We start from the raw sequence: 13,380 nt of genomic DNA, 5'->3' as shown, positions 1-13,380 counted from the left end.
GGAGGTGTCCGGCGCCGGCGATGCTGATGCCGATGGCGTTGCTGTTGCTGATGGTGCTGCGGTGCGGCTTTGGCTGGGCCCGGCCGGACCGGAACCGGCGCTCGAGCACCCCGCTAGTGCGAGAAGCAGCACTGCGGGCAGTAGCGCTCTCTGTTTCATAGTCCCCCCTGACTCACGGCGTACCGCCGTGGCCTGCAGTGATGTTGCAGGCGTCACGGCCGGGAGCAAGTCCCGGCCGGTGTGCTTAGAGTAATGGAAACTGCCGCCTGACCAGCGACTTTGCGGCAAAACACGGTTTTAATTGCGGTTTCCTGCCCCCTGGCGGGCGGTTTGGGCGCACCAGCCGGTGTAGCCCGCGTCACGGCGCGGCGCTGAAAGCTAGTAGTATGGACGTGCCGCGCGACGCTGCAACCCGTTGAGAGTTTCGGCCTTCGCCCCTGCCCGTTTCCCCGGGCAAAGGGCAGGATTCGGTCGAATTTGTGCTCCCGGAGCCGATGTCCGTCCCGCCAACACCCCGACCTACAAGGAACAGTTGTGCCACAAAGTACTTCCACAGATGTTAAGAGCGCGCCGGCGCAATCCGCCGTCGTCGACTCGACCCTCAGCGCCGAGGGCTACAAGAAGTCCCTGAACGGCCGCCAGGTCACCATGATCGCCATGGGCGGCGCAATCGGCGTCGGCCTCTTCATGGGCGCCGGCGGGCGCCTGGCCTCCACCGGCCCCGCCCTGATCTTCTCCTACGCCATCGCCGGCGTCATCGCCTACCTGCTGATGCGGGCCCTGGGCGAGCTGATCATGTACCGCCAGACGTCCGGTTCATTCGTCAGCTACGCGGGCGAGATGTTCGGCCGGAAGGGCGCCTACCTGTCCGGGTGGATGTACTTCATCAACTGGGCCATGACCGGCATCGCCGAGCTGATCGCGATCGGGCTGTACTTCCAGTTCTTCTTCCCCAACGTGCCGGTGGAGCTGACCGCCATCGCGGCGTTGCTGCTCCTTGTCGGCGTGAATCTGCTGAGCGTCAAGGCCTTCGGTGAATTCGAGTTCTGGGCCTCGGTCCTCAAGGTCGCCGCGATCCTGATCTTCCTGGCCGTCGGCACCTTCATGGTGGTCACCAACGCCAAGGTCGGCGCCGGCCACGCCTCCGTGAACAACCTCTTCGCGGCCGACGGAGGCATGTTCCCCAAGGGTGCCCTGGTGATGATCCTCGTGCTGAACGCCGTGATCTTCGCCTACAACGCCATCGAACTCGTCGGCATCACCGCCGGCGAGATGGAGGACCCGGCCAAGGAGGTCCCCAAGGCGATCCGCGCCGTCGTGATCCGCATCGTGGTGTTCTACGTCGGCTCGGTGACCCTGCTGGCCATGCTGCTTCCCTCGGACCAGTACAAGGCCGGCACCTCCCCGTTCGTCACCGTTTTCGGCCAGATGGGCCTGCCGTGGATGGGCGACGTCATGAACATGATCGTCATTACCGCCGCGCTGTCCTCCTGCAACTCGGGCCTGTACTCGATCGGACGGATCTTCCGCACCATGGCCAACAACGGGCATGCCCCGCAGTGGCTGACCCGGATGTCCAAGAGCCACGTGCCCTACGCCGCGATCCTGGCGATCGGCTCGGTCTACCTGGTCGGCATCCTGCTCAACATCTGGCTGGGCGGTTCGCACGCCTTCGACCTGGCGCTGAACACCGCCTCGATCGGCGTCATCTTCACCTGGGGCTCGATCTTCGCCAGCCAGATCGCACTGCGCAAGACCAAGGGCAACGCTTCCTCCCTGCCGATGCCGGGGTCGCCGTGGACCAGCTGGGCCGGACTCGTGGCACTGCTGGCCATCACGGTGCTGATCGGTTTCGACACCATGACCAGCAAGTCCGGCGAGGTCTGGGGGGGGCCACCTTGCACAGGTGGCCGCCGCCGTCGTCTGTCCCGGACCCATCGATTGCTCCGTTAGCGCCGTTTTGAGGCCTCAAAACGGCGTCCTTGGAGCAATCGACGAGGTTCAGCCCTTCAAATGCCGGGCGAAATGGTCCTCGATCCGGCGCCAGGCTTCCGGCGCCGACTGCGGATCCGGGCCCACGCCCATCACCCGGAACAGCGGACGCAGCGCCTTTGGCCCGATCTCCGCGTCGTTTAGGAAAGAGTGGCCGGCGGTCGCGAATTCCTTGACATCGTGCTCGACGCCGAGGCCCTCGAGGACGGACGTGAGCCGGGCCGGCGTACCGCGCAGGCTGCGGTCCTTCGCACCAAAGTTGGCAACGATCGGGCAGGCACCCGCCAGCGCGGTTTCCGGGTCCTTCGGCAGCCTGCCGTAGTTCACCGCCGCGGCGTCGAAGCCGTCATTGGCCAGCAGTAGGGCGAAGCCGCCGCCCATGCAGAAACCGATAACGCCGATCTTTCCCGTGGTGCGGTCCGAGTCCAGGAGCCACTGCCTGGCCGTCGCGAGGTCGGTGAACGCCCGGCCCTGCCCGGCGGCCAGGGACCGCATGGTCGAAACGAGGCAGCGCCGGGTGCCGCCGTCGCTGAACAGGTCCACCGCCAGGGTCAGGTAGCCGGCCGCCGCCATCCGCTGCGCGTGCCGGACGGTGATTTCATCCAGGCCAAAGGCTTCGTGGATCATCAGCACGGCGGGGAAGGGCCCCTCGCCCTCCGGCTCCGCCAGGTAGCCGAGCAGCCGCGGCGATCCGCCGGCGGCGATGCTGGCCTTGCTGAGGTCGACATTGTGCAGATCCGGGGTTTGTTTCCCCTCGGGGGCGTTGCTGGCCATCTTCGCTCCTGTGTCGTACTGCCGGGTCACGCTGGTGCCATGTTCGGACAGTCTTCCATCCGGGCACAAAAAACGGCGCCGGACATCCCCCAAAGGAATGTCCGACGCCTTCGATGTCGAGGATTAGTCGCGGTTGACCGCGTCCTTGACGTTCTCGCCGACCTTCTTTGCGTCGGCGACGACCTGATCCTTCTGGCCTTCGGCCTTCAGGCGGTCATTGTCCGTGGCGTTTCCGGTAGCTTCCTTGGCCTTGCCGCCGAGGTGCTCCGCTTCGTTCTGAATCTTGTCTCCGATACCCATGGTGTGCTCCACCTTTCGTTTCCGGTTGAAATTCAACGCAGTTTCACCATAACACGAAGCATGCTTACTATTTCAAGTCCTTTGCCGAATCAATCGGCCCGGCCCCGGCTGAAGGTTTTCCCGGAGGTTTCCCGGGCGCGGCTAGGCTCTAGTCATGGAGTCCAACACCGCCCCCGCCGGGGCCGCGAACGAGGCGGTGCCGCTGTGATGGCCATGCCCCAGCGCGCGCCCAAAGTCACTGCGCCGCGCCTCGCCCCGGTCCGGCTGACCGAACTCACGGAGGATCCCGCCCCCGATTTCCGGCGCGGAGAGCGCTACGACGGCATCCGCTACAGCCGCGCGGCCGCGGACGGGCTGGAGCTCAGCGGCACGGATTTCGCGGAGTGCGAGTTCAACGGCGCATCCTTCAACGAGACCCAGCTGCGCGGTGCCAGCTTCCGCGACTGCCGCCTGGCGGAGGTCTACGCCCCGGTACTCACCGCCGCGCGCTCAAGCCTGCGCGACGTCGAGATCCGCAACCCCCGCTGGGGGTCCGCCGAGCTCTACGAGAGCGGCTGGCAGTCGGTGCGGATCGACGGCGGGAAGCTGGACTACGTCAACCTCCGCGGCTCCAAGCTGGTGGACGCGCAGATCAGCGACTGCATCATCAACGAGCTGGACCTTGGCTCCTGCACGGCCACCCGCATGGCCCTGAGGAACTGCACCATCGGAAGTTTGGACCTCACCGGTGCCCGGCTGAAGGACTTCGACCTTCGCGGCACGGAGTTCCGGTCCCTCAGCGGCCTCGGCAGCCTCGCGGGCCTTGTTGTCGACGAGTACCAGCTCACCCTGCTGGCCCCGCTGCTGGCAGGGCACCTGGGCATCACCGTGGCCTGACTTCCGGCCGCGTCATCCGGGGCCGTCCGGTTGACCCCCTTGACCCGTTGTGTAATCTTTATAGAACGAACGGTCGGTAATTTACTCTGCTGCCGGCCCTGCTCCCTTGGTGAAGGATGTTCTCATGGTCGAGGCTTTTCTTGTTGGCGGTGCCCGCACTCCGGTGGGGCGCTACGGCGGCGCCCTTTCGGCGGTCCGGCCCGATGACCTTGCGGCGCTGGTGGTCCGCGAAGCCGTGGCCCGCGCCGGAGTGGACCCGGACGCCATCGACGAGGTCATCCTCGGCAACGCCAACGGGGCCGGGGAGGAAAACCGCAACGTAGCCAGGATGGCCACCATCCTGGCCGGACTCCCGCTCCACATCCCCGGCATCACCGTCAACCGGCTCTGCGCCTCCGGCCTCAGCGCCATCATCATGGCCAGCCAGATGATCAAGTCCGGCGCCGCGGACATCGTCATTGCCGGCGGCGTTGAATCCATGAGCCGCGCGCCCTGGGTGCAGGAGAAGCCGCAGACCGCCTTCGCCAAGCCGGGCCAGATCTTCGACACCTCGATCGGCTGGCGCTTCGCCAACCCGCTGTTCCAAAAGGGCGAACTCTCCCGGGACGGCAAAATGACCTACTCCATGCCCGAGACGGCAGAGGAAGTAGCCCGGGTGGACGGTATTTCCCGCGAGGACGCCGACGCGTTCGCCGTCCGTTCGCACGAGCGTGCACTGGACGCGATCGCCGCCGGACGCTTCGCCGACGAGATCGTCCCCGTGACCGTCAAGACCCGCAAGGGCGAGACGATCGTGGACACCGACGAAGGCCCGCGGTCCGGCACCACCATGGACGTGCTCGCCGGGCTGCGCCCCGTCGTGGCGGGCGGCTCCGTCGTCACCGCCGGCAACTCCTCGACCCTCAACGACGGCGCCTCCGCGATCATCATCGCCTCCGAATCGGCAATCCAGAAGCTCGGCCTCACCCCCCGGGCGCGCATCATCGACGGCGCCTCCGCCGGCTGCGAGCCCGAGATCATGGGCATCGGCCCGGTCCCGGCGACCCAGAAGGTCCTCAAGCGCACCGGGCTCAGCGTCGGCGACCTCGGCGCCGTCGAACTCAACGAAGCTTTCGCCACCCAGTCGCTGGCCAGCATGCGCCGGCTTGGGCTCGACCCGGAGATCGTCAACCGCGACGGCGGCGCGATCTCCCTGGGGCACCCGCTCGGCTCGTCCGGCTCCCGGATCGCCATCACCCTGCTGGGCCGGATGGAACGCGAGGACGCCAAGATCGGCCTCGCCACCATGTGCATCGGCGTCGGCCAGGGCACGGCCATGCTGCTGGAGCGCGTCTAGTGGCGGCCGGGCTGGGCGGCCTGAACGCCGCAGGCTTCGGGACGCTCCTGGTCGAGGAGCGCGAGGACCGGCTGGTGGTGCAGCTCAACCGTCCGGAGGTCCGCAACGCAATCGACCAGCAGATGGTCGACGAACTCCACAGCGTCTGCGCCCACCTCGAGCAGACCCCCAAGGTGCTGATCCTCACCGGCGCGGAAGGGGTGTTCGCCTCCGGCGCCGACATCGCCCAGCTGCGCGAACGCCGTCGCGACGACGCCCTGCAGGGCATCAACTCCACCATCTTCGTCCGGATCGCCAAGCTGCCGATGCCGGTCATCGCGGCGCTCGACGGTTTCTGCCTGGGCGGCGGCGCCGAGCTGGCCTACGCGGCAGACTTCCGGATCGGCACGCCCGGGGTCAGGATCGGCAACCCCGAAACCGGCCTCGGCATCCTCGCCGCCGCCGGGGCCAGCTGGCGCCTAAAGGAGCTGGTGGGGGAGCCCGTGGCTAAGGACATGCTCCTGGCCGGAGCAGTCCTCCGCGCCGAGCGGGCCCTCGCCGTCGGGCTCATCACCGAGATTCACGAACCCGCAGAACTGATGGACGGCGCGCACGCGCTCGCCGACCGGATCGCGCAGCAGGACCCGCTGGCGGTGCGGATCACCAAGTCCGTGTTCCATGCCCCCGCCGAGGCGCACCCGCTGATCGACCAGCTGGCTCAGGGCATTCTCTTCGAGTCGCAGGCGAAGTTCGACCGCATGCAGGCTTTCCTGGACAAGAAAAAAGACAAAAAGCCAGCCAAGAATTCAGACCAGCAAGACGGGACCAAGTAACCATGAGCAATTCCGCACACCCCGAGGGCCTTCCCCAGAGCGTTCTTCCCCACTCCGTGGGAGTGCTCGGCGGCGGCCGGATGGGCGCCGGCATCGCGCACGCCTTTCTGGTCAACGGCGCCAACGTCCTCGTCGTCGAACGCGATGAGGAATCCGCCGAGGCGGCCCGCGAACGCGTGGAGTCCGCGGCGGCCAAGAGCATTGAACGCGGCGCCTCCGACGCCAACCTCGACGAAATGGTCTCCCGGCTCTCCGTCACCGTGGACTACGACGATTTCCGGGACCGGCAGCTCGTGATCGAGGCCGTACCCGAGGACTGGGACCTGAAGGTCGCCTCGCTGCAAGGGATCGAGGAACGGCTCGCCGCGGACGCCTACCTCGCCTCCAACACCTCCTCGCTTTCGGTCAACGGGCTGGCCCGCGAGCTGAAGCGTCCGCAGAACTTCCTGGGCCTGCACTTCTTCAACCCGGTCCCCGCATCCACGCTGATCGAGGTCGTCCTCGGCGAACAGACCTCTGAAACGCTTGCCGCCGCGGCCCGCGGCTGGGTCGGCGCGCTCGGCAAGACCGCCGTCGTCGTCAACGATGCCCCGGGCTTCGCCTCCTCGCGGCTGGGCGTCGCGATCGCCCTCGAAGCGATGCGCATGGTGGAGGAGGGCGTCGCCTCGCCCGAAGACATCGATAACGCCATGGTCCTGGGCTACAAGCACCCCACCGGCCCGCTGCGCACCACGGACATCGTCGGCCTCGACGTCCGGCTCGGCATCGCCGAGTACCTGGCGTCCACGCTGGGGGAGCGCTTCGCGCCGCCGCAGATCCTCCGGGACAAGGTGGCCCGCGGCGAACTGGGACGCAAGACCGGCAAGGGATTCTTCGACTGGACCGCCTGAGCCGTTCCCGGACGGGACGGGTGCCGCGCGCTTCCTAGTGCGCGGCTAGCGAGTCCAGCGTCCGCTTCATGCCGTTCATCGCGGGGTCAGCCAAGGACTGGAAGGCGGGCCTGGCGAATGGTTCGGCGACCTTCCGCCAGCCCTTCAGCTGGAATTCCGCGGTGTAGCGGACCTCGCTGCCGGATCCCGCCGGCCGGACCTCGATGGTGTCGACGGAAACGACGCTCTTGTTTTCGCCGCGCAGCTTGATCACGGATCCGGCCAGTTCGACCACTTCGTAGGTCAGCGCCTGCCGTTTGCCGCGGAACTCCGCCTCTGCGTGGTAGCGGTGGCCCACGGCGACGGGCCCGTCCGTGAGCTTCTTGACCACCGGGGTGCCGGGGTCCCATTCGGGGGTGTGCTCGAAGGCTGAGAGGTAGTCGAAGGCCCGGCCGGCCTCCAGCGGCGTGCGGACCGTACCGGTGACTGTGATCATGGGCCCAGCCTACCCGCGGCGTCCAGCCCCCAGGGTGACCCGCGACCGGCCCCCCCAGGCCGCGCCCCGCGGCCGCCCGCGTGCCTAGGATGGTGCAGTGACTACCACCCCGCCGCGCATTGAACCCATCACGCTCACCGGCCAGCACGTGGTGCTGGAGCCGCTGAGCCATGCCCACCACGACGGCCTGGTGGAGGCGGTCCGGGACGGGGAGCTCTGGAAGCTTTGGTACACCTCGGTCCCGGCTCCGAAGGCGATGGCGGCCGAGATCGACCGGCGGCTGGCCCTGCAGGAGGCCGGCTCGATGCTGCCGTTCACCACCCGGTTGCTCGACCCGGCCACGGGCGGTCGGGGCAAGGTGATCGGCATGACCACCTACATGAACATCGACGCCGCCACACCCCGGGTGGAGATCGGTTCCACCTGGAACGCCGCGTCGGCGCAGGGCAGCGGCAGCAACCCGGACTCCAAGCTCCTGCTGCTCCGGCATGCCTTCGAAACACTCGGCTGCCCGGCCGTGGAATTCCGCACGCACTGGCTCAACCACCAATCCCGCGAGGCGATCGCCCGGCTCGGCGCCAAGCAGGACGGCGTACTTCGCAGTCACACCCGCACGGCCGACGGCGAGCTGCGCGACACCGTGGTGTTCTCCATCCTGGAACATGAATGGCCGATGGTGCGAAGCGGCCTGGAGTTCCGGCTGGCCAAGCAGCGGAAGCAGGGACCCCGTGGGTAGCCTGCCGGAGTGCGGGGCCGTGAACTGGGACGGGGCTGTCAACGCCTGGCACATTGCGGGAAGCGTGTACCGGATGGGGCGCCGCGAATGGCTCACCGAGACCGGCTGGCAGCAGGCCTACGACGCCGGCGTCCGGACCGTGATCGACCTCCGCAACCCGGACGAGATCCGCCGCCGCGACACCGATCCCGGCGTGGACCAGGAGACCCTGGCGGCGTTCGACATTGTGCATTCGCCCACCGAGGACCCCAGCAACGCCGAATTCCGCGCGCTCTGTGTGCCGTACCTGAACAACCCGGTGTCCTACCCGGACAACGCCAGGATCTTCCCCGGGAAGCTCGCGGCGGTGTTCAAAGCTGTAGCGGCAGCTCCCGGCGGCGTCATAATCCATTGTTCGGCCGGACGGGACCGCAGCGGCATGATCGCGGCCATGCTCCAGGACCTCGCCGGAGCCGGTGAGGACGCCATTGCCCTGGCCTACGCGCGGGCCATGCGGGGCATCAACGAACACCACCGGGTGTCCGCCACCCCGCATCCGCATGAGCGTTACCTGCCCGAGGACGTCCTCGAGCCGCTGGTCAAGGCACGACAGGAAAGCCTGCTCCGCTTTGTGCGCGAGGTAAAAACTGCCGAATTTTTGGGCCACAATGGGGTAACGGTTCCTGAGCTGACTGCCGTTCGGGGCAAATTGGGGCACTAGAGTAACCGGGTGAAGACTCCCACGTATGCGCTGGTAATGCGGGCGACGGCGGCTGTCGCCATTGCGCTCGCGGGTTCGACCCTGGCGGTCCCCGCGCTGGCTGAGTCCGGCTCACCCGACCCGGCCGCGGCGTCCCCCTCGCCCTCGACCAGCGCCAGCCCGGAAGCCACAGCCTCAGCCCCGGCGCCGTCCGCTGAGCCGTCCCCGTCCCCGCAGCCGGGTATCAGCGACGCCGGCCTCGCCGACGCGGTCCAGCGGGATCTCGGCATGACGATGGAGGAGTTCGACGCCGCGGGTGCCTTGGCCAAGCGCGCCGCCGACGCCGTCCCGTCGCTGCGCGGGCTGCCTGGCTACGTCGGGATCCTCCTGCGGGACGGAAGAATCGTGGTCCAGGGCAGCGGCGCCGAACTTCGGACCCGGATTGATGAACTGAACCAGTCCGGCCCGGCCCTGTTCACGCTGGAGGCGCCGGCCGCGCGCACGCTTGAGGCTCCCGCGGGGACCGCGGCATCGCCGGCCGCCGCCCCGAAGCCCGAACTCGTCGCCGGCAGTGCCGAGCAGCTCTTCCAGGCATACCTCCGTGAAGTCGGCCCTGCCGGGCTGCAGGCTGTGGCCTTTACCGACGGCCACTTTGTCATCCGCACCGGCGGCACCAATACGGCCGAAGGCTCGGCTGCCGTGGCAGCCTTGGCGCCCCGGGGCCTGGAGCCGGTCGCCGAGCCGGCTCCGGGAAAGATCTCGGCCGCGGATTTCGTCTCCCGCTACGCCAACGTGGAGCTGGAAAAGGGCGCCGCCATCAAGACCGAAGAGGACTATTACGGCGGCCAGGGATACGTCGTCGACAACATGACGATTTGTTCTGCCGGTTTTGGGGCCTTCAGCCCGTCCGGCCTGCCGCTGGTGCTGACGGCCGGGCACTGCGCCGAAGACGGGACGGCGGTCAAGGCCGACGTCGAACCCCTAAGCGCGGCGCCGGCCGGCGGGTCCACGACACCCCGCCCGGATGTGCTCGAGTCCCTGGGAACGTTCGGGTTCAGCCAATTCGGCGGCACGAACAACTCCCCGATCACCGGCTCGGAGTCGAGCCCGGGCAACATTGGCACCGACATCGCCGTCATCAATGAGCTGCGGCCCGGGCTCACGGTGCAGTCCTCTGCCATCACCTGGAACAACATGGCCAGCCCCGCCAAGACCTCCGTGAAAATCATCGGCACCGCCGCGCCGTACCAGGGCCAGGCTGTCTGCCGGTCCGGTCGGACAACCGGATGGTCCTGCGGCAAGGTGGCGGAAACCGGGATCTACGTGGTGGGCGGACGAACCGCCGCCGCAGGAGATTTGCGGGCCTTCAAAGGATTCCTGTCCTACGACGTCCAGTCCGGCGGCGGAGACTCCGGGGGGCCCTGGATCAGCGGAAACTTCGCCGTCGGCACACACTCCGCCGGGGAACCACGGGGCGCGGCGCAGAATTTCGCCGTCGCAACAACACTCGAGGACGCGCTGGGCTACGTTCCCGGGCCCGTCCAGCTCCAACTGTTCCTGAACAAGCCCGAACTCGCAGGGACCCCGGATGCCGGCACGGTCTCGCCGGGCAGCCAGGTCCGGGGCCGCGTGCCTGCAGCCCCCGCCTCCGGCGTCGCTGCAAACTCCTTGGTGCGCCTGGTTCGCCCGAACCAGGACGCCGTCGAACTCCCGGTTGACGATGCGGGAAACTGGTCCTTCAACGCACCGTCCTCGGAAGGCGCGTTCCAGTTCACGGCCGAGACCGTCAACGGCTACAGCCGCTCGGGCGCCACGACCTTCAGCCTTAGCGTCTCCGAACTGCCCGCACCGGTGATCACCACTCCCGGATCCACCCCAGCAGCCCTGGACAGGATCGTGGGGACCGGCACACCGGGGAACGTCGTGAAGCTTTCGGGCGATTTGAGCGGCTCCGCGACGGTGACGCCTGCCGGGCAGTGGAGTGTTCCCGTCGGCAGCCAGCCGGCGTATGGCAAGCTCTCGGTCACGGCCGTGCAGACCGCGCCCGGACACGTGGACAGCCCGCCGGCCACGATGGCTTTCACCGTGCCGCCGCCGGCGCCCGCTGTTGCCGGTCACTGGAACGGTCTCTCGTTCCCGCAGGACGGACCGCCGGACGCGATCTCCGGAACGGGCATCGAGGGTGCCGCCGTCACCGTATCGATCGATGGGCGGCCAATCGGTGGAGTGCAGCAGGGCGGATCCGGCGTCGGGACGAAAGCAGTATTCCCTTCGCTGTTCCCGCACGTGCTCGTGGCCGACGGACGGTGGAGTGTACGATTCCCCGCCGGCCTGGCCGTAGGGCCGCACACTCTGTCCGTTACCCAGTCCCTCGACTCGATTGCCTCTTCGCCGGTAGCGGCCAGGTTCTCGATCGCTCCGGCGGCATCGGCGGCCATGGCTGCAAACGCATCGCCGACGGCCGCAGCTGTGGAGGCCCCTGCGGCGGCTCCGATGCAACCGGTCGCCCCGGCGATGCTGGCCAGCACCGGCGCCGACGGCGTGGTTACAACGGCCGCTGTGGGGGCCGCGGCCATGTTGCTCGGCGCGGCCTGCGTCGCACTGGGGCGGCGCAGGCCGGTGCGCTAGCTGCCGGCGGGCGGGGCCTTAGGGCTCCCGCCCGCCGTTTTTCAGCCGAAGTTGGCTACGTAGCTGGGCTTGCCCACGGCGTCGGTCGAGACCGCAGCGCCGGTGTCATTGATGACGTGGTCCAGCGTTCCTGCACCGAGGTTGACGGTCAGCAGGCTGTGCAGCTTCACCCCTGGCGTCACCGGAACCTCGAAGCCCCGCGTGGCGTGGATCGAGGGATCCACGTTGTTGTAGACGTAGCTCCCGCCGCCCCAGAGTTCGTGGTTCTTGACCTGGTCGGCCACCTTGTAACCGGCCCAGCCCAGGACTCCGTCGTGCTGCCAGGCAGCCTGGTTGGGGGCGTCGTAGGGCAGCTCATTCTGGAAGAAGATGGTCTTCCCGCGTTCGCCGTTCCAGATCACGTTGTACTGCTGGTAGTGCTCCACGAACAGGCCGGTGGCGGTGACGCCGTCGCCGTTGATGATGACGCCGTTGTCTGCGGTGTTGGTGGTCCAGCCCACGCCGTTTCCGTGGTCGGCGCGCCAGGCCCAGATGTGGTCCAGGAGCACGTTGTCACTGTTGACCTCCAGGCTCAGCGAGGCCTTGCCGACGTGGGGCCCGCCGATCCGGAAGAACACATCGTGGAGGGTGGTGGGGTTGGCGGGATCGCTCCAGCCGTTGTGGGCGCGGGCGCTGCCCGTTGCGGCACGCTGGGTGCCGACGCGCAGCAGGACCGGTGAATTCTTCTCGCCGGCGTCCACGGTAACGGCGGCAATGTCGACGCCGGGGACATCCGCGACCGTCAGCGGCACGGAACCGTCGACGGCGGTGAGGGTGGCCATGCCGAGCCCGAGGACGACGGTGTTGGCGCGCTTGACTTCGATGCTGCGGTCAATGTCGTAGACACCCGGGGTCAGCAGCAGGTTCTTGCCGCGGGCCAGCTGGGAGTTGATGGTCTGGACCGAATCCGAGGGCCGGGCGAGGAAGAAGTCTGACAGCGGGATGCTGCGGCCCGCCGTCGGACCGTTTTCCCATGTGGTGCCGGCGGAGTCCCGGCGCACCGCGGGAACGAAGACGCTGTACTGGCCGGCGGAGTCCAGGGTCAAGTAGGGCTTTTCCCGGCTGACCGGGGTGCTGGCCAGGGTGGTGTAGGGCGGATCCGGGAAGGACTGGGCCGGGGCCCCGTTCACCCCGGAGAAGACCTGATTCCAGACGCCGTTGGACCAGCTGCCGATGCTGCTGTCGCGGACCAGGTACTGCTGCTGCGAACCGTTGATGACCGTGCCGGCTTTTGAATCGGAAATGAAGCCGCCGCTGGCGTACTGCGGGCCGGCGGTGCAGTAGTCCATCAGGGAAAGGTTGCCGCCGGTGATGTTGACCCGCCGCATGGGCGATGCCTGCGATGCGGCCCAGAAGTTCGCCGAGCTGCGGCAGCCCTCGAGCCCGGTGACGTTGATGGTGAGGTTGGAGACGGAGCGCCAGAAATTGTTCAGGGCGATGCAGTTGTCCGCGGTGAGGCACCGGTTGTACGTGTCCACATGGCCGTTGATGGTGACGTCCGTGGGTGAGGCGCCCAGGCCGGCCACCTCGGTCGAATAGCCCACCTGGATGATCAGCGGCGTTTCCGCGCTGCCATAGGTGCCGGGCTTGAACAGCAGGGAATAGCGGTTGGTGCCCATCTCGTCGTCGACCTGCTTGGCCGCAATGGCGGCCACCTCGGCCTGGATGTCGGCGACAGGCATGCTCGGATCGAAGATCCGCACGTTGGCGCCGAAGTCGGGGGCCGGCGCGGGCGTGGCCTTGGCCGGTTTCATCGCCGGGTTTATCGCCGGGTTCATCGCCGGTGGCGGTGCGGCGTTGGCGGCGGGGGCGGCTCCGGCGCCCAGCACGCCAAGCATCACCG

Annotated in this window: 12 protein-coding genes; 8 read left to right on the top strand and 4 right to left on the bottom strand. The window is 67.9% G+C overall.

What is annotated here, in order from left to right:
* The first annotated feature begins 534 nt into the window (after nucleotides 1-534).
* Nucleotides 535-1,953, top strand: a complete 1,419-nt coding sequence (locus tag AC1DNC_RS10910) for an amino acid permease (RefSeq protein WP_476862555.1) — start codon at nucleotides 535-537, stop codon at nucleotides 1,951-1,953.
* A 48-nt stretch (nucleotides 1,954-2,001) separates the two neighbouring features.
* Here the strand turns inward: AC1DNC_RS10910 and AC1DNC_RS10905 are convergent, their stop codons facing one another.
* Together AC1DNC_RS10905 and AC1DNC_RS10900 are read right to left on the bottom strand one after the other, a co-directional pair.
* On the bottom strand, nucleotides 2,002-2,766 hold the full coding sequence (locus AC1DNC_RS10905) for a dienelactone hydrolase family protein (protein WP_476862554.1): 765 nt from the start codon (nucleotides 2,764-2,766) through the stop codon (nucleotides 2,002-2,004).
* A gap of 123 nt (nucleotides 2,767-2,889) precedes the next feature.
* Complete coding sequence (locus AC1DNC_RS10900; RefSeq protein ID WP_476862553.1) at nucleotides 2,890-3,066, bottom strand: CsbD family protein; 177 nt, start codon at nucleotides 3,064-3,066, stop codon at nucleotides 2,890-2,892.
* 207 nt (nucleotides 3,067-3,273) lie between these two features.
* Here AC1DNC_RS10900 and AC1DNC_RS10895 point away from each other — a divergent pair, with 207 nt between their 5' ends.
* The 4 genes from AC1DNC_RS10895 to AC1DNC_RS10880 all read left to right on the top strand — a co-directional run bounded on the left by AC1DNC_RS10895 (nucleotide 3,274) and on the right by AC1DNC_RS10880 (nucleotide 6,980).
* The gene (locus AC1DNC_RS10895) at nucleotides 3,274-3,942 is read left to right on the top strand and encodes a pentapeptide repeat-containing protein (RefSeq protein WP_476862552.1); all 669 of its coding nucleotides are present in this window, start codon (nucleotides 3,274-3,276) and stop codon (nucleotides 3,940-3,942) included.
* Between the two features lie 124 nt (nucleotides 3,943-4,066).
* On the top strand, nucleotides 4,067-5,278 hold the full coding sequence (locus AC1DNC_RS10890; RefSeq protein ID WP_476862551.1) for a thiolase family protein: 1,212 nt from the start codon (nucleotides 4,067-4,069) through the stop codon (nucleotides 5,276-5,278).
* On the top strand, nucleotides 5,278-6,090 hold the full coding sequence (locus tag AC1DNC_RS10885) for an enoyl-CoA hydratase/isomerase family protein (RefSeq protein WP_476862550.1): 813 nt from the start codon (nucleotides 5,278-5,280) through the stop codon (nucleotides 6,088-6,090). The genes AC1DNC_RS10890 and AC1DNC_RS10885 overlap by 1 nt, the downstream gene beginning before the upstream one ends.
* A gap of 2 nt (nucleotides 6,091-6,092) precedes the next feature.
* Nucleotides 6,093-6,980, top strand: a complete 888-nt coding sequence (locus AC1DNC_RS10880) for a 3-hydroxyacyl-CoA dehydrogenase family protein (RefSeq protein ID WP_476862549.1) — start codon at nucleotides 6,093-6,095, stop codon at nucleotides 6,978-6,980.
* A gap of 34 nt (nucleotides 6,981-7,014) precedes the next feature.
* Here the strand turns inward: AC1DNC_RS10880 and AC1DNC_RS10875 are convergent, their stop codons facing one another.
* Nucleotides 7,015-7,455 (bottom strand): SRPBCC family protein, encoded by a 441-nt coding sequence (locus AC1DNC_RS10875; protein WP_476862548.1) that lies wholly within the window; start codon nucleotides 7,453-7,455, stop codon nucleotides 7,015-7,017.
* Nucleotides 7,456-7,552: 97 nt separating this feature from the next.
* Between AC1DNC_RS10875 and AC1DNC_RS10870 the strand changes: the two genes are divergently transcribed.
* From AC1DNC_RS10870 to AC1DNC_RS10860, 3 genes are read left to right on the top strand one after another with little or no spacing between them, the layout of a single operon-like run.
* Nucleotides 7,553-8,191 (top strand): GNAT family N-acetyltransferase, encoded by a 639-nt coding sequence (locus AC1DNC_RS10870; protein ID WP_476862547.1) that lies wholly within the window; start codon nucleotides 7,553-7,555, stop codon nucleotides 8,189-8,191.
* Nucleotides 8,184-8,891, top strand: coding sequence for a tyrosine-protein phosphatase (locus tag AC1DNC_RS10865; protein WP_476862546.1), 708 nt, complete (start codon nucleotides 8,184-8,186; stop codon nucleotides 8,889-8,891). The genes AC1DNC_RS10870 and AC1DNC_RS10865 overlap by 8 nt, the downstream gene beginning before the upstream one ends.
* Nucleotides 8,892-8,900: 9 nt before the next feature.
* Nucleotides 8,901-11,498: a S1 family peptidase gene (locus AC1DNC_RS10860; protein ID WP_476862545.1), complete on the top strand. Its 2,598-nt coding sequence runs from the start codon at nucleotides 8,901-8,903 to the stop codon at nucleotides 11,496-11,498.
* A 41-nt stretch (nucleotides 11,499-11,539) separates the two neighbouring features.
* Here AC1DNC_RS10860 and AC1DNC_RS10855 read toward each other — a convergent pair whose 3' ends face one another.
* Nucleotides 11,540-13,375, bottom strand: coding sequence for an adenylyl cyclase (locus tag AC1DNC_RS10855; protein ID WP_476862632.1), 1,836 nt, complete (start codon nucleotides 13,373-13,375; stop codon nucleotides 11,540-11,542).
* Nucleotides 13,376-13,380 lie beyond the last annotated feature (5 nt).

The organism is Arthrobacter sp. 01N442 (genome assembly GCF_056399345.1).
This window is presented reverse-complemented; position numbering and strand designations above follow the sequence as displayed.